This window comes from Arthrobacter sp. PvP023 (assembly GCF_017832975.1).
GTDB lineage: Bacteria > Actinomycetota > Actinomycetes > Actinomycetales > Micrococcaceae > Arthrobacter.
The window spans coordinates 306,591-329,221 of sequence record NZ_JAFIBI010000001.1; the positions used below are offsets into that span (position 1 = coordinate 306,591).

The window sequence follows — 22,631 nt, forward strand, 5'->3', positions numbered from 1 at the left end:
TTAATAACTGCTGTGGAAACTGTGGATAACCCCGTCCCACGGCACGATTCCGCGGTTAAGCCCTGTTCATCCGTTGTGGGCGACGCAGGTTTTAAACAGGGTGTGGATGGGGACAACTTTTTTGGCCGTTTCGCTGATCCACAGATGCCTTAAGGGTTTTAAGCCCATTAACCGCGGTTGTCCCCTTAAGTATCCACAGGCTTATCCACATGCGCCTGTTAATAAGGTAAGAGTGCGGGGCGGAAGCCCGGCTTAGGAATCCCGCTGCTGCTGCTTGATGCGGTTGGTCAGCTCCGTAACCTGGTTGTAGATCACACGACGCTCGGCCATCAGTTCACGGATCTTGCGGTCTGCGTGGATCACCGTGGTGTGGTCCCGGCCGCCGAGTTCCTGTCCGATCTTGGGAAGCGACATGTCCGTCAGCTCCCTGCACAGGTACATGGCGATCTGGCGGGCGGTCACGAGCGTGCGCGTCCGGGACTTGCTGCAGAGCTCTTCCATGCTGAGCTTGAAGTAGTCGGCTGTCTGGGTCAGGATCTGCGCCGAGGTGATCTCCTGGGCGCCGTCGTCCGTGATCAGGTCCTTGAGCACCATTTCGGCGAGGGCAACGTCCACCGGTTGCCGGTTCAGGCTGGCGAACGCGGTGACGCGGATGAGTGCGCCTTCGAGTTCGCGGATGTTGCTGGAGATTTTGGACGCGATGTACTCCAGTGCGTCGTCCGGTGCGGACAGACCTTCACTGAGGGCCTTCTTGCGGAGGATCGCAATACGGGTTTCCAGTTCCGGCGGCTGGATGTCGGTCAGCAGGCCCCACTCGAAGCGGGACTTCATCCTGTCCTCGAATCCCGCGAGCAGCTTGGGCGGCTGGTCGGAGGTGATGACTACCTGCTTGTTGTTGTTGTGGAGCGCATTGAACGTGTGGAAGAACTCCTCCAGCGTGCGGTCCTTGCCGGCCAGGAACTGGATGTCGTCGATCAGCAGGACGTCCACGTTGCGGTACGTGGTCTTGAAGCTGGTGCCTTCATCGTCCCGGATGGAGTTGATGAAGTCGTTGGTGAATTCTTCGGAGTTCACGTAGCGGACCCGGATGCCGCTGTAGAGGCGGCGGGCGTAGTGCCCGATCGCGTGCAGCAGGTGGGTCTTTCCCAGGCCGGAGTCACCGTAGATGAACAGCGGATTGTAGGCCTTGGCCGGCGCTTCAGCGACGGCGACGGCTGCGGCGTGCGCGAACCGGTTCGATGAACCGATCACGAAGGTGTCGAAGACGTACTTCGGGTTGAGTCGGCCGAATTCGTGGGACGTGCTCGGCAGCATCGGCTGCGGCTTCAGTTCCACGGTGGGATCAGTCGCGAGGGAAAGTTCGACGGCGGGTTCGGGTTCGGTGTGGAGCGGCACCAGATCGGTGTCCACATCGATGGCGCAGCGGATGTCGTCGGAGAAAACGTTATGCAGGGCGTCGTCGAGTGCTTCTTTGACCTGGGTCTGCAGGACTTCGCGGGTGAGTTCATTGGGCACTGCCACCAGGAGGGTTGAGCCGATAAGGCCCTGTGCCTGTGCGAGGATCACGAAGCCGCGCTGCCGGGGTGAAACCCGGTGGTCCTGCTCCAGAAGACTCACAACCCGCCGCCAGGAACTTCCGACAGTATTCGCGTGGTTGGCTTCGTCTACTGTCATCAATCAGTTCCTCAAACTTGCTTGCCTGCATTACCTGCAGCCACAAGTCCCGAACCAGGGGTCTGGTTCCGGCTTCATCCACAGGGTTATGCACAGAGCGTGGATAATCGGCTACTGAGCCACTCTAGGGGATCAAAAGCCTAGAAGATAGCTGGGTAGAGCCTTGTGGATAATTACACCGTTGTGGTTCGAAAACACGCCCTGTGAGCCACTTCATCCACAGGCTGTGGGCAGAGGTTAACCACAACCGCCGAAGGGTGGTGAAGACCGGTCCGGTTTGACTAGGGGGATCATTTTGACCTAACGTTGTGAAGTCCTTTGTGTCCGCTTTTCGACCTCATTTGAATCTCTCTGACGTTCTGCGTCCTACGAGCCGAGGGCAGCGTGTGCACATACAAAACTTAGCGTCGGCCAGTTCTTCCCCTTTTTGATCGGGTGGGCGCACCTTTGATCCACTGGAGTAACTAACGTGAGCAAGCGGACTTTTCAGCCGAATAACCGCCGTCGAGCCAAGAAGCACGGCTTCCGCCTTCGTATGCGTACCCGTGCCGGCCGTGCCATCCTGGCAGCCCGTCGTGGCAAGGGCCGCACCGAACTGTCGGCCTAAATACACTGACTCGTCGGTCACCATCCCTTTGCGAGTTTAACGGTGCTAGCCACCAGGAACCGTCTGAGGACCTCAACCGATTTTTCAACAACTGTACGTTCCGGCGTCCGCAATGGACGCCGGAACGTAGTGTTATATACGGTAGCTATTGCTGCTGACGAACCAAGCCGGATCGGATTCATCGTTTCCAAGAGTGTTGGGAACGCTGTTGTCAGGAACCTCGTTAAGAGGAGACTGAGGGAAGCCGGCGCTTTGTCGTTGCAGGAATACGGTACCGGGTTCGCCATTGTGGTCCGGGCACTGCCTGCGGCCGCGGCTGCCAGCTGGGACCAACTGCTGGCAGACTACAACGCCGCTCTGGAAACGACCATGAAACGGCTGGGCGGCCGCCTTCCTCGGGCCGCGTCAGCGGTTTCACGTGAATCAAGACAGGAAGGGACACCGCGTGCGTAACTCCATTGCCGCCGTCGTCCGCTTCTTGAAACCGGCTGCCATCGTGGTGGGCAGGACGCTCTGGAACCTGCCCCGCAACTTTCTTATTCTGCTGCTGATGACCTACCGCAAGGTGATTTCGCCCTTGTATGGCCAGGTCTGCCGCTTCTTTCCTTCGTGCTCGGCATACGCCCTCGAAGCAATCACGGTGCATGGCGCCGTCAAGGGAAGCTGGCTCGCGGCCCGGCGCCTGATGCGCTGCCACCCATGGAACGCCGGCGGTGTGGACCATGTCCCCGCCGGTCACCGCCACTGGCCTGAAAACCAGACCCCCACAATTGTTGTACTGAACAACCCGGACAAGTACCTGGCTGCGCAGTCTGATGGAGAAGGCCGCACTGCGGCCTAACGAATAGGGATATCGTATGGACTTCTTTGAAACAATCATGTTTCCGTTCAAGTGGCTGGTGTCAGTCATCATGGTGGGCTTCCATGAAGGCCTGAGTGCCATTGGCCTGCCGGCTGCCAACGGCTGGACGTGGACGCTGTCCATCATCGGGCTGGTGCTGGTCATCCGTGCCGCCCTGATTCCCGTGTTCGTCAAGCAGATCAAGGCCCAGCGCGGCATGCAGCTCCTGCAGCCGGACCTGAAGAAGCTGCAGGACAAGTACAAGGGAAAGACTGACCAGCTGTCCCGCCAGGCCATGGCGCAGGAACAGATGGCGATGTACAAGAAGCACGGGACCAACCCCTTCTCGGCCTGCCTGCCCATGCTGATCCAGATGCCGTTCTTCTTCGCACTGTTCCAGGTGCTTTCCGGCATCACGGCGGCCCGAACCAAGGGCGCCGGTATCGGGGCGATGAGCCACGAGCAAGTGGTGCAGTTCGACGATTCCAGCATCTTCGGGGCCACGCTTTCGGCGTCCCTGCTGCACGGCGGCGCCGGCAACCAGACCGCCGTCTGGATCCTCTCGATCGTGATGATCCTCGCCATGACGGCCTCGCAGTTCATCACGCAGAAGCAGATCATGGCCAAGAACATGTCCGAAGAGGCCATGGCCAGCCCGTTCATGCGACAGCAGAAAATGATGCTCTACATCCTGCCGATCGTCTTCGGCGTGGGTGGCATCAACTTCCCCATCGGTGTCCTCATCTACTGGACCACCACCAACCTCTGGACCATGGCGCAGCAGTTCTTCGTCATCCGCCGCATGCCGACGCCGGGATCCCCCGCCGCCAAGGCCCTCGCCGAGCGCCGTGCCGCCAAGGGCCTTCCGGCCCTGCCCATCCTGGGAGGCAAGAAGGCCGATGTCGAGGCTGAAGCTGCCGCTGCTGCCGCAGTTGCCGAGGCCAAGGGCCAGCGCATCCAGCCACAACGTAAGAACAGGAAGAAGAAGTAATGTCTGTCGATAGCACCGAAAACGCCGTTTCCGCCGAGGCCATTGAAGACCAGGACGACGCTCAGGATGAGATCCAGGATGCGGGCAAGGGCTCTTCTGCGAGCCGGCTGGAAGAAGAGGGCGACGTCGCAGCCGACTACCTCGAGGAACTGCTGGACATCGCCGACATCGACGGCGACATCGACATCGAGGTCCGGAACGGTCGGACCTACATTTCCATCGTGGCCGAGGAAGAATCAGCGGGTCTCGAAAGCCTTGTTGGCCGCGACGGTGAAGTGCTGGAAGCCCTGCAGGAACTGACCCGCCTTTCGGTCCTGTCGGCCACGGAAAACCGCTCGCGCCTGGTACTGGACATCAACGGTTACCGCCAGGAGCGCGCCGGGCATCTGCAGAAGATTGCAGAGGACGCAGTGGCGTCCGTGAAGGAATCAGGTAATGCTGTGGCACTGGAACCGATGAGCGCCTACGAGCGGAAGATCGTCCACGACGCTGTGGCTGATCTGGGTTTCGTTAGCGAATCTGAAGGCGAAGGTGCCGGGAGGCACATCGTTGTTTCCGCAGACTGAAGACGCCGGGACGCAGACCATGGTTGACATTACTGCCGCGGAACTCAAGGCGGCCGAGGCGATCTTTGGTGACCGCCTGGAACTGGCCAAGCGATACGTCGAACACCTGGCCACCTCCGGCACTGAGCGCGGCCTGATCGGGCCCCGCGAGGTGCCGCGGCTTTGGAGCCGCCACGTTCTGAATTGCGCCGTCATCGAGCGCGAAATTGCCCAGGGAAGCCACGTCGCTGATGTTGGGAGCGGCGCCGGATTGCCCGGGCTGTGCTTGGCCATTGCGCGCCCCGACCTTGAACTGACGCTGATTGAGCCGCTGGAACGCCGCGTCATCTGGCTGCAGGAGGTCGTGGACGACCTCGGACTGACCAACGTAACGGTGATGCGAACCCGGGCTGAACTGGCCGTGGGTATGGTGAATGCCGATGTGGTCACCGCCCGGGCTGTGTCCGCATTGTCCAACCTGGCCGGGCTGACCATCCCCCTGCTCGCGGGCAAGGGTGAAGTCGTGGCCATCAAGGGACGCAGCGCCGGGGAAGAGATTGAGAAGGCTGCCAAAGCCATCCGCAAGCTCGGCGGCGTTCAGACATCCGTGGTGGTCGTTGGGGAGGACCTTCTCGAGGAACCCACCACTGTAGTCCGCATCATCGTTAATAAGACGCAAAAGATTGCCTAGCCGCTGGCCCGGTGCCGCGGGTCTTTTGGGGGAAGCGGTTAGGCTAGTGAACGGCAGAAAAAGCCGAATGAGAGTGAGTGTGTCACAGTGACCAGTAGCGAAGCCTCCACACAGCGGATACCCCCGTTCGTGTCCCTGGGGTCCGCACGGGCTATGGTCGCGCCCTCGATTGCGCCGACTGACTCGTGGAATCATCTGAATTCGGTTGCAAGTCGTTCCAAGTCCACCGCAGTTTCACGTGAAACTGCAGGATCGGTCAGCGGTAACATCATGGACTCCATTGATGACTCGAGCCCCATCGCCCGTGAATTGGCCCACGAAAATAAACGGCGCGAGCGGTTGATCGGCCGGCAGCTCCCGAAGCCGGAGAAGACCCGCATCTTCACGGTATCGAACCAAAAGGGCGGGGTCGGTAAGACAACCACCACAGTCAACATTGCGGCCGCACTCGCTGCTGCCGGGCTGAACGTTCTGGTTATTGACATTGACCCCCAGGGCAACGCCTCTACCGCCCTTGGCATTGAACACCACGCGGACGTGGACAGCATCTACGATGTTTTGATCAACGACGTACCGCTCAAGGACGTCGTGGCCCAGTGCCCCGACATCGCGAACCTGATCTGTGCACCCGCCACCATTCACCTGGCCGGCGCGGAAATTGAACTCGTTTCGTTGGTCGCCAGGGAACAGCGGCTCCGCCGCGCGATTGACGTTTACGCCAAGGAACGCCAGAAGGCCGGCGAGGCCCGCCTCGACTACATCTTCATTGACTGCCCGCCAAGCCTGGGCCTTCTGACAGTCAACGCCTTCTGTGCCGCCAGCGAGGTGCTGATTCCCATCCAGTGCGAGTACTACGCCCTGGAAGGACTCAGCCAGCTGCTGAAGAACATCGAAATGATCCAGAAGCACCTCAACGCCGAGCTGGTTGTGTCCACCATCCTCCTCACCATGTACGACGGCCGTACGAACCTCGCCGCGCAGGTAGCTGCCGAGGTCCGTCAGCACTTCCCGGAACAGGTTCTCGGCGCTGTGGTGCCGCGGTCGGTCAGGATTTCCGAGGCGCCGAGTTACCAGCAGACTGTGATGACCTACGATCCGTCCTCCAGCGGTGCACTCTCCTATCTGGAAGCCGCAGCGGAAATCGCTGAACGTTAGAATTTTCAACAATTGCACTAGCCAGAGCCGGATCTGCCGGGCTCTTCCATTGGAGGGATTTATCCATGAGCGATAAGCGACGCGGCCTCGGTCGCGGTCTTGGCGCACTCATTCCAAGTTCCGCTCCGGCTAACGCATCCGGCAACGGCGCAGCACCGTCGCGTCCAGTGGACCTGTTTTTTCCGGAGGCCCGGAAGACGGCTACAACAGTCCCGGTCATTCCCGTCGAGGACGACTCAACCACATCGGGACCCCCGGCTCCCAGGAAGTCCCCCAGCGTGGCGCCCTCTCCTGAAGCGAAGGCGCCGGTTCGGAAAACCGCGGCCAAGTCAGCCCCCGCCAGGAAGACGGCTACCGAAAAGTCTGAGGGGAACCCTGACACCTCGACAGCAGCTGCTACAGTCACCGACGCCGGACCGGAACTGGTGGAAGTCCCCGGAGTCAGGTTCGCGGAGATTCCGGTTGGCGATATCCATCCGAACCGCAAACAGCCGCGTTCCGTCTTCGATGAAGACGACATGGCGGAGCTCATCCACTCCGTCCGCGAAATAGGCGTTCTCCAGCCAATTGTTGTCCGTACTTCAACCGAAAAGGGTGGCGAACCCTTTGAACTCGTCATGGGTGAGCGTCGTTGGCGTGCAGTGCAGGCCGCGGGGCTGGAAACTATCCCTGCAATTGTCAGGGATACCACTGACGATGACCTGCTTCGGGATGCTTTACTCGAAAACCTGCACCGCAGCCAGCTGAACCCCCTTGAAGAAGCGGCCGCATACCAGCAGCTGCTCGAGGACTTCGGTACGACGCATGAACAACTCGCCGACCGCATCGGCCGCTCTCGGCCCCAGGTGTCGAACACGCTGCGCCTGCTCAAGCTGCCGCCGTTGGTGCAGCGCCGGGTAGCTGCGAGTGTTTTGTCCGCGGGACACGCACGTGCCCTGCTTGCCCTTCCGGATGCGGCGGCAATGGAACGCCTGGCCCAGAAGATCGTCGCTGAGGGAATGTCGGTTCGGGCAACGGAGGAAGCGGTGACTCTTTACCAGAGCCCGGCAACGCCTGCTAAGAACAACGTCCCCCGGCCCGGTGCCCGCCATGAACGGCTGGACTATCTCGCATCGTCCCTGTCGGATCGTCTCGATACCAACGTGAAAATATCCCTTGGTGCCAGGAAGGGCCGTGTCAGTATTGAGTTTGCCAGCGTGGAGGACTTGAACCGGATTATGGAAGTTCTGACGCCGGGATCCGAAAACTAGATTTCCAGCAAAGTGCGGGGCCTGTTTCACGTGAAACAGGCCCCTTTCATTTGCGTCTGACCCGGAATGCCCGTTGGTGAAATCCTTCGAGGTGCGGTGCATCTATCCGGAAACTGCCGTTTCCATGTTGCGGCGCTCCGTCGCCAGAAGGCGGCAGTCGGGCAAATCCAAGCAGTATAAGGCGAAGGCACGACCTCTGCCGCCCTGGTGGCGCGCTGCTCTCGGTGTTGTCCCGTTCACGGCCCGCGGCCGAGGTGCTGCCGCCTCAGGCCGCCCAGGAGATCCCTGGGGCCGCGCAGCGGGCACGAGCCTGACCTGGCAAAGGTTGGGAGCCCTAGGCCTTATGGCGGCGTCCGCGGCTGATGTGGCGGCCCGCTGTCGCTGCCGCTCGGACTGCCAAATCGGGTATTCTACCGCAACGTAGCCGTGGCCCGTAGACCGGTGGGAGGATCTGGCGGTATATTGTCGCTGCCGGGCACGCGATATTGGGTTTCCGTACACCCAATCGGTGACGTGGTGACAATCGAGTCGATGTCCCGGAGTGTTTGTTGTAGCGGCTACGCAGCTGTGCCCTGATGTTCCGCTCGTTCAGATGTATAGGGCTTGAGTATGCGAAGGCACACGCGTGATGAGCCCGATTCCGTAGGCCAAGCATGCGGCGATGGTGCTCCGCAAGCCTACGACGCTTTAGGAGGGCGATGTTTATGTGTGGCAGGTCGGCTGAGGTTCCAGGAACTTTCTAATCGAGCGCAATTTGCCGTACGTGGTGGCAGGTGATCTGCGGTGCTGGCGCCGATGTGCGTCGTGACTTCAGGTATGCGCCCGAGTTGCTGCACTCAGGTGTTGAGCGTCTGGTCCTCGCCCAGCCACCGGTGCGGCCCAGGCCGTGGCACGGTGACCCTGTTTCACGTGAAACCAGGAGCTCAGAAGCAAGGATTTGGGGATAGGACCGCGTGTTCTGCCGCGCTACTCGCCGGGAAGATTGTGGTCGAGGTGATGGCCCCTGCCCCGCTCGTTCAGTTACTCGCCGGCGTTCGGCGGTTTCGGTGCGCACCGTCTCTCTGTTGTTGATGCCGCCGAACGTTTTCGACGGTGTTCCCCCATGACGGATACGCTTCGCCCGCTTCGTTCCAGCCTCTCGCAGCCATCAGGAAGGTGTGGCGACATCTTCGGCCTTCACCCTGCAGTGTGTAGCCGGCCTGCCGACCGGTCCGCGGTGATCCGACTGTCACTGCACAGGCCAGACTCTGTTTAGTCGACCGGTGGCACGGCCGGGCACCAAGGATGTTTCACGTGAAACCGGACCGGTCAGTCTGGCACGATGTCGTCATATATATTTGAGCTGCCAGGCGCCGGTGCTAGGTGCCGGGCTCCGATGGCAGTTGCTTGGTGCCGCCCAGAGTTGGTGCCTGCCGGGCGGGGTGGTTCAGGTCTTGGTCCCATCGTCACCACTAGCCACTCGCCCATATCCGTTCTCGCCCGCCGACTCCTCCCCCGGCTGTCGCCTGATCTGCGACTCAGATTAGCTCACAATCTCCCGTCCATAATCGGTGCACGAGGAAGCGTCCTGGTTAGCGCACGCTCCCCCAGAACGAGTGATGTAGTTGCGTGGCGAGTGAGGGAAGGATGGCGGTGGCCGTTCTGCATGGACGGAATCGGTGCGGAGGCCGGATCGGGATCCATTGCCGGAGAGAAGCCCCTGGAAGCCGCGCAAAGGATCATCGGCTGACACAGGGCTGTCGTGGTGGTCGACCTGAGATCGTGGCGGATCTTTGGAGCGACGGTGGGGCCTTCCGGTCACAGGGCTCAAGTCCTAGGACTCCCCCGGGCATCGCCCAAAGCTCATCTTGTCGCATGCCGGGGTCGCAGCAACCATCGGATTCTTGAGGACCATCGGGCAAACCGGAGCACCATTCGGGTTGGTCATTGAACCGGTTAGAGCGTGAACAGGAGGCCATGCCTGGTGATGGACGGAGGGGGTTGAGGTGGCAGCGGCCATTCGTTGGAGCGTCCTAGCAACTCACCACTCAAGAGGATGCCGATCATGGGTACGCTCCGGCATTTGACCGATGGCGTAAGCACAAGAACGCGCTTCGCTGATTGATTCTATCGACGATTGAGTGGCCATTTCTCCGTACCCCATGGTCAATATTCCGCCGGCATCCAGGCTCCTCCCTGCGGATACCTTGAATGGGAATACGTGCTTCTGTCGGGACAGCTCCGTGTGGGGATGGAGCCCGGCTTTCGGTCCACCGTCTGCCCACGGCCTCCCCCGGTCGTACGCAGTGGTTCCTGGCTTGTCCGAACTCGCATAATTCAACGTTGAGCTTTGGCAGTTTCCAGGGAGCGATGCCGACGCAAGTTTAGTCTCGCACGCTGGCCTAGGGGCCAGCGTCCGCCAGCGTCGACTGCCTTTGTCGGACGTCAGGGCGGTGGATAAGAAGGTGCATAACATCGTAGGCACCTGTGGATAACTATGGGGATAAGCCAAAGCTGACAGTTGGACTTCAGGTACATCTTGACGCGCGCATGCCGGTTGGAATTGGGGGTGGAAGCGGACTGCCACACACCTCGGCTGTATGGTTTCACGTGAAACATTGCTGGTCCCGGATGCGGACCTCTCCAGTGAGCCAAATTCCGCGGAATTCAGCCAAAAAAGCATCAATTGTTGACCGTTTAAGCAGCGTCATAGTGGCCCCGCCCTGACGCTTCCCATCTCGCATCGAACGTGACACACGCCACGGCAGGATGGGCAAGGGCCCGGCCCCAACCTATGTGCAAAGTCACGATTCGTCGACAACAAGGGCGCTTGTGGACAACACTGTGGATAACCTCTGTGGAGAATCGGCGGCGCGGTGGGGATAACTGATTTCCCAACTCGGTCAGGGAGACTAGAACACCCCGGGTTCGTGACGGGGCTTCGGAACTACGGTGTCCCTGTGCCTCGCAGACATTGGCGAGCATGTCCCAAACCGTGAAGCGAGAGCCACATGGATGGTTGGGCCGGGCACGGAAGGCAATCCGGCTGTACGCGCGGTAGAGGGGCGGCCGAGAGTTGGCGAGCCTGTCGCCGAGCCGCACCGCTACTGGTTCAGCCTGTGCGCTGCGCCATTGCGTCGGACCAAAAGGATGATGGTCTTGCCCATCCCTTCAACGTATGGCGAGTCATCCAAGCAGGCCCGGCGGCCCCGACAGCCGCCGTACTGTGCCTTCCAAGGGGCATGGCTACCTATGCCGTACCAGGCCCGGTGGTTCCTCATGGAGTGTCCGACCGTTCGCAATCTCCCGGCCGTGGCATCCTCCGGACTCCCACTCAGATGAGTCACGGCTCGGGTACCAATCCCGTCAAAGGGTCGGGCCGCGCGAGGGGATGCGAATGTCCAATGTTCGAACTATCTGAGCCTGTGCCACCGCAAGTACACCTCCGGAGGCCGGGGCGGCATCCAGTCGTACCGTGGCAGTCTCAGGCTGTGGCACTGTGGTCTTACCCGGGCCGGCCGCAGTGACGCCGGTGCCCAAGGCACAAAGAGGCCGTGACCGCCAGGACAGATCCGGGCGCATCTACAGTGCATCACTGGTCGTCCGGTCGTGGTTGGTCCGATCCAGGTTCCCCCTTGCAGGGCTGCGGGGCAGGCTCAGGGGCGTGCAGTCGCTATGGAAGTAATGGGTCCCGGGCCATCAACGTACTGGCTCGGACCGCCGGCGTTGCCGCCGTGCTGAAGGGGCACCTTACGTTGTCCCCATGCCCGCCCATGGCGGTCGTCGACGTGGAGGTTAGAGAGGAGCGACGTTGGTTGTGACATCGACATCGGCGGTCCGACGTCTACCCCGACTGGGGAATGCCCCTTCGGGAACCGCAGCCGAAACGCCGCGCCCGCAACAGGCGGCGGCAGCTGATGTGGGAGACCGTACCAACTGGGTTGCGGCGGGCTTGCCGCGGAGTTTGGCTGCCGGCCGCTTCTTTGTACATCGGTCACGAAACGAACGATCCTCCGCCAGCGATATTGCATACATAATGGGCATTGGAGGCCTCTTCCTTGGAGCTGTTAGACATATGTTCCTGGTCCCGCGGGCAGGTCGTCTCTTGGCGACAATGGGTATCCGCGTCGGAGGACGCAACAGGGGTAACTAAGGGTCGGCTACCAGGTAGCCAAGCGGGGCTTGGGTGGGCACGGATAGGCCACTGCCTTGCAGCGTCCTTCCCTTGCCAGGCTGCTCGCTTTCGGGGTAGGACAGTTCCGTGGTGGAACCTTTCCGATCATTCGTTCCGGGTTGACCGTCTGGTCTACTGGTCTCGGGAATACGGTGAAGCATGGACTGTTTCACGTGAAACATGACTGCCCCCTGGACATGGCGGAACGGGGCTCCTCGGGTCGTTGCGCCGGAGGGTCGGTTCGCTAAGCTTTAGGTTGTGGCGAAACGGTTGCTTCAGCGCGTGTGGCGTCCATTCCCCTTCGGGCGTATGCCGCTGGTAACGATGCAGGAAGCGGCGGAAGCGGAAGTCCCACGGTGTTTGGGTGGAGTGATCAAGACGGTATTTCGGCGGGCGGATTGCGGGTAGCACGTTCCTGCCGTTGGATCAGCCCTGGCCAGGCTGCTCCAGCCACGCGATCGCATGCCGCCTCTCTTGGCGCTGGACACCCGTCCGCGAAGGTAGCGGCGCCATGCAAGCCTGAAGGCTCGAGTGGGGCCAAATGCATCCTTGTCGTATGTGTCATGCGTGTTGGGACGTCGCTGTCGCACCGTCTACTTTGAGCTCACCGGCAGCGGGTCGATGAGCGGTGCAAGGAACGACTATGTTTCACGTGAAACGCAGTTGACCTCTGGCGTGCTCGGCCAAAAGGATGCCAGTAGTCGCCTCAACGTTCGGAACTGTTGATCAGCCGCCGCAGGCTCTATCCGGGACCTAGCAGACGAAGGTTGCGTGGATTCTATGTTGGTGATCTTGGACGGTTTATGTGCGTGCCTTCTCCGGCCGAACCGTGTACTTCGAGTTTCCCTGCAAACAATCAGTCGCGAGTGGCTCCTGACGCCGACCGAACATCGATTTTGGGTCTAATCTGCCGCCCGCTCATTAAGTGTCTGGAATCTGCGCCTAGGGAGCGCGTATGTTCGGAAAAACCAGGTCGAAGGTCGGGGTGAAAAGCGGGGCGGATCGCTTCGGCCATGGGATAGCCCTCGACTTGCCACTTCGGACGGCAGGCGCCATTGGGCTGATCTGCCGGATTTGAGGTCTGGCCGAATAGTATTCGCGGCACGTTCCAACGGCGGTCTTGCCTGTTTGGCTGCGGTGCAACCCCTACCTGAATAGCACTCAGAGCCCTTACTGCATGGAACGGGCCGGTTTTAGCAGCTGTGGCTGCGGGATCCCCCGAGACATGACGGTTCATTCGGACCTCGAGGGCAGTCGACTGCGTGGTGGAGGGTGCTTGGCTGCGTAATGGACGGTGAGCAGCGGGCTCGGACCGGGCACCCTGGCCCTCTCCATAATGTTTCACGTGAAACACTGAAAGTCCGAGCCTGAGACTGCTTGGCGGTCCCGCATTTGGTTCGATCCAAGAGATCGATGATCCGCCCACGTTCGGAGCGCTTGCCCCCGGACCTCCAGGGCATTCCTTAGGGGCATTGAATCCAGCGATGGCAGCAAATGCCATTCCACCGAAAAGAGACGGCAAGAAAGGGGGAATCCAACTTCCAATGTTTCACGTGAAACAGCACCACGTCCACTCTAATCACTGCGCTGAATCCCTGCCGGACGTCTGCGCCCCTGCAACCCTCCGAACAGTCCTCGATCGCCAGCCAGTACTAGTCCCTCTCGCCGCTCCACCTGCGAGCCCACGGTCAGACTCAATATCCGCGACTCCCTGGATTCGGGCCATCGTTGGCCGGCCTCTTGCCCGCTCTTCAGTTGTCCCACTCCTAGCTGGCCGGAGTGTGAGGCAGGTCCGCCTACCCCTACTCAGGCCCAAGTAGTGCCTACGGCGTAAACAGCTTGGAGCGAATATATATCAATCAAGCAGCCCATATGAGTTTGATATCAGCTTCACCGCCAAGGATTCGGCTGCCCCGCTTGGAAAGTAGGTGCCTAGAGTTGCCCGGTACCCTGCCCGTGGTGCCGCGTCTTAAATGCGAAAGCGGTGACCCGCACTCGTTATGAGTGCCGGCCACCGCTAATGGCTATCCGGAATCCCGGGCAGCGCGTGATCCGCCCGAAGCTGTCCGGCTACTAGGACAGGACGTCAGCGAATTCCTTCTCGAAGAACTGCTTCGGCTTGGCGCCGATGACGGTGTTCTTTACCTCGCCGCCCTGGAACAGGTAGACGGCGGGAATGGAGGTGATGCCGTATTCGGCAGCGATCGCCGGGTTGTCGTCAACGTTTACCTTGACTACATTGACCTTCTCGCTGTACTCGACGGAGATTTCGTCCAGGATGGGGCCCAGCTTGCGGCAGGGACCGCACCACTCAGCCCAGAAGTCCACAATGACCGGCTTGTCGGCCGAGAGTACATCCGTGCTGAAACTTGCGTCTGTTACGTCTTTTGCGTTGCTCATTACCTTGTTGTTTCCCTTCGGATCAATGGTGCGCTGTTTAGGCGTGGATGTCTGCGAGGTAGTGCTCGACGTCGATAGCTGCCACGCAGCCCGAGCCTGAGGCGGTGATGGCCTGGCGGTACGTGGGGTCAACAACGTCGCCGGCGGCGAATACACCCTTGACGCTTGTCTTGGAACTGCGGCCGTCAACGGCGATGGTGCCTTCCGGCGTGAGCTCCAGCGCGTCCTTGATGAGTTCGGTGCGGGGATCGTTTCCGATGGCGACGAAGACTCCGGTCACCGCCAGTTCGGACTCGGTGCCGTCCACGAGGTTCTTCAACTTGAGGCCGGTGACCTTGTCCCCGCCGAGGACGTCCTCGACACCCGTGTTCCACACGAACTTGATCTTCTCGTGTGCCTGCGCACGGTCGCCCATGATCTTGGATGCCCTGAGCGAGTCCCGGCGGTGCACTACCGTGACGGACTTGGCGAACTTAGTGAGGAACAGTGCCTCTTCCATGGCGGAGTCTCCACCGCCGATAACGGCAATGTCCTGGTCCTTGAAAAAGAAACCATCGCAGGTTGCACACCAGCTAACGCCGTGGCCCGACAGTCGCTTCTCATTCGGAAGGCCGAGTTCGCGATAGGCCGATCCGGTGGACAGGATAATGGCGCGGGCCTGGAAGGTCTCCCCCGTGGCGATGGTGACTGTTTTGATGTCGCCGTCGAGATCCAGAGCAGTGACATCCTCGAACTGGATCTCCGTGCCGAAGCGCGCAGCCTGTTTTTCGAAGTTCTCCATGAGGTCAGGACCCATGATGCCTTCAGGGAACCCAGGGTAGTTTTCCACGTCGGTGGTGTTCATCAGTTCCCCGCCGGCAGTGACGGAACCGGCAAGGAGCAGCGGCTTCAGGTTGGCTCGCGCCGTATAAACTGCAGCTGTGTAGCCTGCAGGGCCGGAGCCGACGATGATGACATCACGTACCTGGGACGCGGTGTTTTCTGCGGTGCTCACTGAACGGTGAACCTCTTCCTTTGTCGATGCGCCTGCTGTTGCTGGCCGGCCACATGGCACAACCCATTGTTGATCCTGAATATTCCGGGCATGGAGGCAGACCAACAAGACGCCACCACTCAGGGTACCGTCTTGCCAGGCCGGGAGACACCGTGTTACCGGGCATCCAGGGTGCTTCGGGCCCGTTCCTGCCAGGTTGCAGGGAAGCTACTGAACCTTGATTTCGGCGAGGCGGAGACCGTAGCCGAAGCGGGTCTTGGGTGCAGCCAGTTTGGGGAGGTTCTTGATGGACACGATCACGTACTGTGCCGTGACCGGCTCAGATAGCGGCATGGTCAGGTCCGGTGAGGTGAAGCTGTTGGTTCCCACCTGCTTGGCACCTTCCAGTGAAGGCCTGTCATTCGTCAGGACGCTGATGTTGCCGCCGCTGCCGCCCAGCTGGCTGAGAGTAATGGAAGAGACCTTCGAGGGGCTCTTCAGCTTCACGACCAGGGAAACATCAGGAGCAAGACCGCCCCAGTTGTCCGTGGCGAACTCCATGTCAGACCAGTAGCTTGCCCCGTTACCGTCGAACGTCTTTGAAAGGTCGCCGTCATAGGTGGCGGCAAAATCAAAGTTGCCCAGGCGGGAGACGCCCTCGACAGCCGGCGGACCTGCCACCGGTGCTGATGACTCGCTGGCAGTCGGGGCCCCGGAGGTCTGCGGCTGGGAGGTGCTGCTGGGGGTTCCCGGCGCGGGGTTGCCCTGGGGTTCGCTCTTGAACAGGCTTCCCAGGTTGGAGACGGCAAAGATCAGGCCCACCACGAGGACAGCGGCCAGCAGGCCACCCACCAGCCACCGCATTGACTGGGGCTCGCGCTTAGGAGGCTCTTCGTCGTCGTAGTATTCGTCCGATTCGTCGCGGCCGCCGCCGCCGGCGAATGCCGGGAAGGTGGCTGCCATGCGCTCCCGGGCCGTCCTGGCCGGCCCGGTGGATGGTGCCTCCTCCTCCGGGTAGTCGTAGTCGCTGTTTTCCCAGAGGGACACCTTGGGAGAATCCGCAGCCGGAGCCTGTGTATTGATGGCTTCGGTGTTACGGCCTCCGGTGGGAACAGGGCGCTGCGGCGCGGTGGCCTGGGGCGCCGTGGAAGGATCCTTGGACTCCTTGGCCGCAGCCGCCGCTCCGGCGGCAAGCGCCGCTGCACCCGCTGCACCGGCGACTCCGGCACCTGTTCCGCGCCCACCACCGGTACGCGCACCGCCGGCATCGGGGCCGGAGGAACCAACAGAGGGGGCCGATGCCGGCCGCACCGGCGCGGCACGTGGCGGAACTACCGGGGGGACCACCGGCGGGGATGACTGCTTGCGGTCCTGGGCGGTCGGCTGGTTGTTGCCGTAGTTGATGTAGCCGGCCTCGACCGCTTCTTCGTCGTACTGGCCGTCATACGTTTCCGGTTCGCGGGACCGTGCCTGGCCGAAGATTTCACTGCCGAGGGTGTCCGTAAAAAAGGGCTCAACGTAGGGCGGGTTGGACGCGACCACCAGGTCCAGGAGGTCGGCAGCAGACGTGTGGTTGGTGATCAGGTAGGTGGTGGAATCGCTGACGCCAAGGTCCAGGATCTGCACATTTCCGGGCCGCTCCCCAGTGGCAACCTCGCGGGCGCTCTGGGCGACCTGCTCCGCATTGTCCGGACCCGCAACGAGGATGCTTACCGGCCGGTTGAGGACCTGGTCAACGCCATCCAGCACCAGATCATGGTCGTGTGAGGTCAATACGGTGGCGGTGACCTTGTAGCGGCCGCCGAGCACTGATCCAACATCGATCGGGTGGGACACGGGTTCCTCCTAGACTGTCCGGGGAACCGCGCCTCAATCATGCGAAAGCGGATACGCCGGTTAGCCGGTTAATTTCTGGTCTGTAACTACTACCCTAGTTAGCTTCTGATCCTAGCCGATGGTGCGTTACGGCCGTGTGAGACAGGCTCGGTGGACCGCGGCGGTGTCACCTTTTCTTCTTTCGCCGACTTTCCGACCGCTTGCTGAAGTGCGGGTTGCGCCCGGCGGTTCCCTGGAAGGTGCGCCGGCCCGGTAGCGGGATTTCCTCCCGCAAGATGCCGCCCCTTGCGGTGTTGGGCACTTCTTCGGCCGGTAGGTATTCGCCCGCGGAACTGCTCTGCTGCACATCGGGGTGCGCCCCCGGTTCCTCAACCTGTGGTCCCGCACGGAATGACGCGGCGTCGAATTCCCCGGAAATTCGCGGGATCAGGCCGGTGTCCACCGAGACAGTGGCGCGTTCCGGCGTCGTCCGTTGCCGGGCGGAGGGGGTGCCGGCCGGGGTGCCCGGGGCAGGTTCCGCCGGTGCGGCGGCGGGGGCGACCCCCCGGCCCAGGCGGCCGAGCAGCGGCTGCAGCAGGTCACGCAGCTCCGTGACGCGGAATAGTTTCAGCAGGAAGAGGTATGCCACCAGCATCACCGGCCCGACGACGACGATGGTGACCAGGGCCTCGATCCTGCCGCTCCAGGCGAAGCCGTCGGCACTGTAGCTCCCCATCAGCCACAGCGCGCCGGCGCCGGCCAGTGCGGAACCTAGCGCTGCATATCCCATCCGGATGTACGAATTGGCGATCCGGGGGCCGTCCAGGTGCCCCAGGAGGCGGCGGAGGAAGAACGAGCTCACAACCACGGAAAGGATGTTGCCGCCCGTGTAGAGGATGGCGATGGCGAAGATGATCCGGTCATACGGCAGGAACTGGATGGCAAAGGCCGCCACCACATTGACGATTGCCAGAACCAGTTGGATGTAGAACGGCGTACGGGCGTCCTCATTGGCGTAGAAGACCCTGGACATCATGAAGTTGGCGCTCATGAACGGTGTGCTCAGGGCCAGGATGGTCAGGGTCTGGGCGAGCATTACGCCGTCCTGAACCTTGCCGCCGGAGAAGAACATGCCCAGCGGACCGGCCAGCGCAAACAGTGCCAGCGCCCCGAAGACCGTGGCCACCGCCATGGTGCGAAGCCCGTGGGACAGCGCGTCCCGGAGCCCCGCCCGGTCTCCGTCCTGGGAAGCCCGGGTCATGCGGTTGAACAGCACGGTGGCAAGCGAGAGGGCGATGATGGAGTGCGGCAGCAGGTACAGCTGGCTGGCCACCTCCAGCACTGCGTTGCCGGGCAGGGTGGCCGCGGCAGTGAGGTCCCCCGCGCGCTCGAGGCGGAGCCGCTCGGTACCCGGAATCGTGGCAATGCGCATGACGTACAGGAAGGCGAGCTGCCCGACGGCGGCAGTGAGGAGCGTCCAGACGCTCAGCTTCGCGGCCTGCCCCAGGCCAACCCCGCGCCAGCCGAACCTGGGCCGGAGTCCCAGACGGAGCCGGAACACCGGGACCAGCAGGATGGCTGTCTGGGCCACCACGCCGATGGTGGAAAATCCGGCTATGAGAAAGGTCTGGGTGGGTCCCCAGTTGTCCAGCGTGTGGGGATTAGTCAAGTTGGGTCCGAGGATCCAGATGAACATGCCCAGGCCGGCAATGGCCACGATGTTGTTCAGAATGGGTGCCCACATTGCCGGGCCGAATGCCCCGTTGGCGTTCAGCACCTGCGTCAGGAGGGCGTACAGGCCGTAGAAGAAGATCTGCGGCAGGCACCAGAACGCGAAGGACACCGCGAGTGATTTCTGTTCGGCCGAGTACCCCTGGGTGGTCAGCTCAATGATCCAGGGAGCCAACAGGGTGACCAGCAGGGTCAGGCTCAGAAGGACCAGGACAGCCAGGGTGAGGAGCCGGCTGATGTAGTCCGCTCCCCTGTCCGGCGCCTTGCTGGCCTTGATGATTTGGGGTACCAGGACGGCGTTGAACACGCCGCCGGCCACCAGCAGGAAAATCAGGTTCGGCAGGTTGTTTGCGTTGATGAAGGTGTCATTGACCGTGGAGCCAAGGCCAAGGGCAAAACCCAGCATCCAGGTCTTGCCGAAGCCCAGGAAGCGCGAGACCAGGGTTCCGGCGGCCATGATGGCGCTGGAACGGGCCTCTCCGTGCTGGGCGGTCCGGGATTCGGCCTGGGAATCGGAGGAGCCGGACTCGGGGGAAGCTGGATTGGCTGCTGACATGGCCTTCATCGTCTCAAGGGTGCGCAGTTAGGCACGTGGGCGGCGCTTCATGGAATCAGTCACGGGACCTCAGAGGTGTTCCGGCAGGACTTCCCTGGCGAGGTCGGCGATACGGCGCTCATTAGGGAAAGACAGCTTGCGGGCGAGTTCCTGGATGGGCACCCAGGCGACGTCCACAGCTTCCTGGTCGGGATCGTTTTCGATGGTCAGCTCGCCGCCCGTGGCCCGGAGCAGGTAGTGGTGGACGGTCTTGTGGACGCGGTGGCCGCTGACGGTGAACCAGTAGTCGATGCTCCCCAGCGGGGCCAGGATGTCGCCGCTGATGCCGGTTTCCTCGGCGATCTCGCGGACTGCCGCTTCCTCGTTCTTTTCCTTGCCCTCCGGGTGGCCCTTCGGCAGGCACCATTCGAGGCGTCCGCCGCGGTTAAGGCGGGCGATGATCGCGACCCTCAGTTCGCCGTCGGACGTGTCAACGACAACGCCGCCGGCGGAGATTTCCTCGACGGTGGGCAGCGAGGCCGGCCCGGGGTGCTGGGCGGGCGCGACATGGGCACCGATTGCCGACGGCAACGGTGGGTTTGTCCTCCTGCCAGGAGCACTCGGTACGGGATGGGCCATGAAGTCCACTCTAACGACTCTTGCCCGTTGGTGATGACCGGAACATGACAAGAAAGTGGACTGCGTATGACGCGGATTCCCGAACCCGCGGCGTAACGGCGCGGTTAGGCGGCTCCGATTGGTGCTTGTTGGCGTGGTTTTCTGACAAGCTTAAGTAACTATGGCGCACGCACATCAAAAGTCCGACCCGCACACCGTCGATTTCCAGGTGGACCCGGTGGTCCTGGAGCTCGGGCAGCGCTTCGTCGACGCCGGGCATGAACTGTCGCTGGTGGGCGGGCCTGTGCGTGACCTGTTCCTGGGCCGGCGCTCCCCTGATCTCGACTTCACGACGGACGCCACGCCGGACCAGACACTGGCGCTGATCCGGAAGTGGGCGGACAACTTCTGGGAGATCGGCAAGGCATTCGGCACCATCGGAATGCGGAAGTCCGGTTTCCAGATTGAAATCACCACGTACCGCGCCGAGGCGTACGATCCTGAGTCGCGGAAACCCATGGTGGCGTTTGGGTCCTCGCTGACCGATGACCTGCATCGCCGGGACTTCACCATCAATGCCATGGCGCTGCGGCTGCCGTCAATGGAGCTGATAGACCCCTTCGGCGGTGTCCGGGACCTCCACGCCTCCGTGCTGGCAACTCCCGGCGCGCCGGAGACGTCCTTTTCCGATGACCCCCTGCGCATGATGCGGGCGGCCCGCTTTGCCTCCCAGCTCGGTGTGGCGGTCCGCGGGGACGTCAAGCAGGCGATGTCGCAGATGGCGGAACGGATCAGCATCATTTCCGCGGAGCGTGTCCGCGAGGAACTGGTGAAACTTATCTGCGGAGCCCACCCGCGCGTGGGCATCGACCTCCTCGTGGACACCGGCCTGGCCGAATTCGTCCTCCCCGAAGTCTCCGCCCTGCGCCTGGAGGCGGACGAACACCACCGGCACAAGGACGTCTACCAGCACTCCCTCCAGGTGCTGGAGCAGGCCGCTTCCCTGGAGACGGATTCCGACGGCGCCGTACCCGGCCCCGATTTTGTGCTGCGGTTTGCGGCCCTCATGCACGACGTCGGCAAGCCGGCTACGCGCCGCTTTGAACCGGGCGGCGCGGTGAGCTTCCGCCACCACGACATGGTGGGGTCCAAACTGACCAAGAAACGGATGAAGGCCCTCCGCTTCGACAACGACACCATCAAGGCAGTGGCACGGCTCGTCGAGCTCCACATGCGCTTCTACGGTTACGGGGAGGCCGGCTGGAGCGACTCCGCCGTCCGCCGGTATGTTACGGACGCAGGGCCGCTCCTGGAGCGCCTGCACCGGCTGACCCGGTCGGATGTGACCACCCGCAACCAGCGCAAGGCGGACAGGCTGTCCTTTGCCTATGACGACCTTGAGGCGCGCATCGCGGCACTGCGTGAGCAGGAATCGCTGGAAGCGGTCCGCCCGGACCTGGACGGCGGCCGGATCATGGCCCTGCTGGGGCTGAAGCCGGGGCCCGTGGTGGGCAAGGCCTACAAGTTCCTGCTTGAACAGCGTATGGAGCACGGCCCGCTCGATCCTGCGGCGGCAGAGGCCAGGCTGCGCGAATGGTGGGCGGCTCAACCCGAGGCCGCCGAACACCAGCCGGCCGCCGGCGTCGAACTTTCCACTACCGAGGAGTCATAAGTGGTTTCACTCAACAGCACTGCCCGCCCCCAGCTCTGGATCCTGCGCCACGGCGAAACCGAATGGTCCAAGAGCGGCCAGTACACCGGGCTCACCGACCTGCCCTTGACAGTAGAGGGCGAGCAGCAGTCCGTGGAGGCACGCAAGGTGCTTGACGCCGTCGACTTCGACCTGGTGCTGACCTCGCCGCTGCGGCGGGCACGCCGCACGGCGGAATTGGCGGGATTCCCGGACGCCGAACAGGAACCCCTCGCGGTGGAATGGAACTACGGCGATTACGAAGGAATCAGCTCCGACCTGATCCGGAAGGACAACCCGGAGTACTTGATCTGGACCCACGGCGTGCCCAACGGTGAAGCCCTGGAGGAAGTGGCTGCCCGGGCGGACAAGATCGTGGCGCGTGTGCTGGAATCCGGGCTGGACAACGTGCTCATTGTGGCCCACGGACACTTCTCCAGGATCCTGACTGCGCGCTGGTTGGGATTGGATCCGCACGAAGGACGGCATTTCATCCTGGGGACCGCGAAAGTCTGCACCCTCGGATGGGACAAGAAGACTCCCGCCATAGTCCGCTGGGGACTATAAAGACGATTTATAAATAACTTCGGGGAATCTTCTCAATTCAGTAGTCAAAAACCCTGAGGATAGTGTAATTTTATTTCTGACTCCAGTGCGTTTTGCCAGGGTCACCGGCGCCCGCCGTCCAGTGAGTCAACTGGGCCGCGGCATAGCAGAAAAGGAGGTTGGGAAAATGATTACTTTGACTAGCGGATGGAAGATGACCATCACCGCCTTCCCGGCCTTTGCTGCTGCCTCGCGCCCACTTCACGGACTGACTGCCTCCTGACCTGCGGATTCCGGCCTCCCGGCCGGAATCCTGTTGACCGGCCTCCCGAGCAGGGAAGCTGCCCGGCAGTCAGCCGTCCATGCGGGCCCATGAGCTTGCGCAACACCCCATAGTTCGGAACCAGCTTCTTGCT

16 protein-coding genes are annotated in these 22,631 nt (G+C 61.9%); 10 read left to right on the top strand and 6 right to left on the bottom strand.

Features of this window, described 5'->3' with window-relative positions; all coding sequences use genetic code 11:
* Nucleotides 1-252: 252 nt before the first annotated feature.
* Nucleotides 253-1,674, bottom strand: coding sequence for a chromosomal replication initiator protein DnaA (gene dnaA / locus JOE31_RS01465; RefSeq protein ID WP_209741811.1), 1,422 nt, complete (start codon nt 1,672-1,674; stop codon nt 253-255).
* A 469-nt stretch (nt 1,675-2,143) separates the two neighbouring features.
* Between dnaA and rpmH the strand changes: the two genes are divergently transcribed.
* From rpmH to JOE31_RS01505, 8 genes are all read left to right on the top strand, one after another.
* Nucleotides 2,144-2,281, top strand: a complete 138-nt coding sequence (gene rpmH / locus JOE31_RS01470; RefSeq protein WP_003800212.1) for a 50S ribosomal protein L34 — start codon at nt 2,144-2,146, stop codon at nt 2,279-2,281.
* A 42-nt stretch (nt 2,282-2,323) separates the two neighbouring features.
* The gene (rnpA, locus tag JOE31_RS01475) at nt 2,324-2,734 is read left to right on the top strand and encodes a ribonuclease P protein component (protein ID WP_209741812.1); all 411 of its coding nucleotides are present in this window, start codon (nt 2,324-2,326) and stop codon (nt 2,732-2,734) included.
* On the top strand, nt 2,727-3,122 hold the full coding sequence (yidD, locus tag JOE31_RS01480; protein WP_209741813.1) for a membrane protein insertion efficiency factor YidD: 396 nt from the start codon (nt 2,727-2,729) through the stop codon (nt 3,120-3,122). Before rnpA ends, yidD begins: the two co-directional genes overlap by 8 nt.
* A 16-nt stretch (nt 3,123-3,138) precedes the next feature.
* Entirely contained in the window at nt 3,139-4,113 is a 975-nt protein-coding gene (gene yidC, locus JOE31_RS01485) for a membrane protein insertase YidC (protein ID WP_209741814.1), read from the top strand.
* Entirely contained in the window at nt 4,113-4,679 is a 567-nt protein-coding gene (locus JOE31_RS01490; RefSeq protein ID WP_043479784.1) for a R3H domain-containing nucleic acid-binding protein, read from the top strand. The genes yidC and JOE31_RS01490 overlap by 1 nt, the downstream gene beginning before the upstream one ends.
* 19 nt (nt 4,680-4,698) lie before the next feature.
* Complete coding sequence (rsmG, locus tag JOE31_RS01495) at nt 4,699-5,349, top strand: 16S rRNA (guanine(527)-N(7))-methyltransferase RsmG (protein WP_209741815.1); 651 nt, start codon at nt 4,699-4,701, stop codon at nt 5,347-5,349.
* An 87-nt stretch (nt 5,350-5,436) separates the two neighbouring features.
* Nucleotides 5,437-6,504 (top strand): ParA family protein, encoded by a 1,068-nt coding sequence (locus JOE31_RS01500; protein WP_307864349.1) that lies wholly within the window; start codon nt 5,437-5,439, stop codon nt 6,502-6,504.
* 65 nt (nt 6,505-6,569) lie between these two features.
* Nucleotides 6,570-7,754: a ParB/RepB/Spo0J family partition protein gene (locus JOE31_RS01505; RefSeq protein ID WP_209741816.1), complete on the top strand. Its 1,185-nt coding sequence runs from the start codon at nt 6,570-6,572 to the stop codon at nt 7,752-7,754.
* Between the two features lie 6,226 nt (nt 7,755-13,980).
* Here JOE31_RS01505 and trxA read toward each other — a convergent pair.
* The 5 genes from trxA to JOE31_RS01530 form a co-directional block, all read right to left on the bottom strand.
* Nucleotides 13,981-14,307 (bottom strand): thioredoxin, encoded by a 327-nt coding sequence (gene trxA, locus JOE31_RS01510; protein WP_011693983.1) that lies wholly within the window; start codon nt 14,305-14,307, stop codon nt 13,981-13,983.
* A gap of 37 nt (nt 14,308-14,344) precedes the next feature.
* The gene (gene trxB / locus JOE31_RS01515) at nt 14,345-15,301 is read right to left on the bottom strand and encodes a thioredoxin-disulfide reductase (protein ID WP_209741817.1); all 957 of its coding nucleotides are present in this window, start codon (nt 15,299-15,301) and stop codon (nt 14,345-14,347) included.
* A gap of 207 nt (nt 15,302-15,508) precedes the next feature.
* Nucleotides 15,509-17,116, bottom strand: a complete 1,608-nt coding sequence (locus JOE31_RS01520; RefSeq protein ID WP_209741818.1) for an ABC transporter substrate-binding protein — start codon at nt 17,114-17,116, stop codon at nt 15,509-15,511.
* A 166-nt stretch (nt 17,117-17,282) separates the two neighbouring features.
* Nucleotides 17,283-19,382 (bottom strand): murein biosynthesis integral membrane protein MurJ, encoded by a 2,100-nt coding sequence (gene murJ, locus JOE31_RS01525; protein ID WP_209741819.1) that lies wholly within the window; start codon nt 19,380-19,382, stop codon nt 17,283-17,285.
* A 69-nt stretch (nt 19,383-19,451) separates the two neighbouring features.
* Nucleotides 19,452-20,000, bottom strand: a complete 549-nt coding sequence (locus JOE31_RS01530; RefSeq protein ID WP_011693979.1) for an NUDIX domain-containing protein — start codon at nt 19,998-20,000, stop codon at nt 19,452-19,454.
* 160 nt (nt 20,001-20,160) lie between these two features.
* On the opposite strand from JOE31_RS01530, the gene JOE31_RS01535 reads away from it, so the two are divergent.
* Nucleotides 20,161-21,651 (top strand): CCA tRNA nucleotidyltransferase, encoded by a 1,491-nt coding sequence (locus tag JOE31_RS01535; RefSeq protein WP_209741820.1) that lies wholly within the window; start codon nt 20,161-20,163, stop codon nt 21,649-21,651.
* A complete protein-coding gene (locus JOE31_RS01540; RefSeq protein ID WP_011693977.1) occupies nt 21,652-22,236 on the top strand; it encodes a histidine phosphatase family protein in 585 nt (194 codons plus the stop codon).
* Nucleotides 22,237-22,631: the final 395 nt, after the last annotated feature.

Excerpts from the sequence above, each read along its gene's own strand:
- JOE31_RS01490 (WP_043479784.1), top strand. The coding sequence starts at position 4,113 with ATGTCTGTCGATAGCACCGAAAACGCCGTTTCCGCCGAGGCCATTGAA.
- murJ (WP_209741819.1), bottom strand. The coding sequence starts at position 19,382 with ATGTCAGCAGCCAATCCAGCTTCCCCCGAGTCCGGCTCCTCCGATTCC.
- yidC (WP_209741814.1), top strand. The coding sequence starts at position 3,139 with ATGGACTTCTTTGAAACAATCATGTTTCCGTTCAAGTGGCTGGTGTCA.
- dnaA (WP_209741811.1), bottom strand. The coding sequence starts at position 1,674 with ATGACAGTAGACGAAGCCAACCACGCGAATACTGTCGGAAGTTCCTGG.
- JOE31_RS01535 (WP_209741820.1), top strand. The coding sequence starts at position 20,161 with ATGGCGCACGCACATCAAAAGTCCGACCCGCACACCGTCGATTTCCAG.
- rsmG (WP_209741815.1), top strand. The coding sequence starts at position 4,699 with ATGGTTGACATTACTGCCGCGGAACTCAAGGCGGCCGAGGCGATCTTT.
- JOE31_RS01505 (WP_209741816.1), top strand. The coding sequence starts at position 6,570 with ATGAGCGATAAGCGACGCGGCCTCGGTCGCGGTCTTGGCGCACTCATT.
- JOE31_RS01530 (WP_011693979.1), bottom strand. The coding sequence starts at position 20,000 with ATGGCCCATCCCGTACCGAGTGCTCCTGGCAGGAGGACAAACCCACCG.
- trxA (WP_011693983.1), bottom strand. The coding sequence starts at position 14,307 with ATGAGCAACGCAAAAGACGTAACAGACGCAAGTTTCAGCACGGATGTA.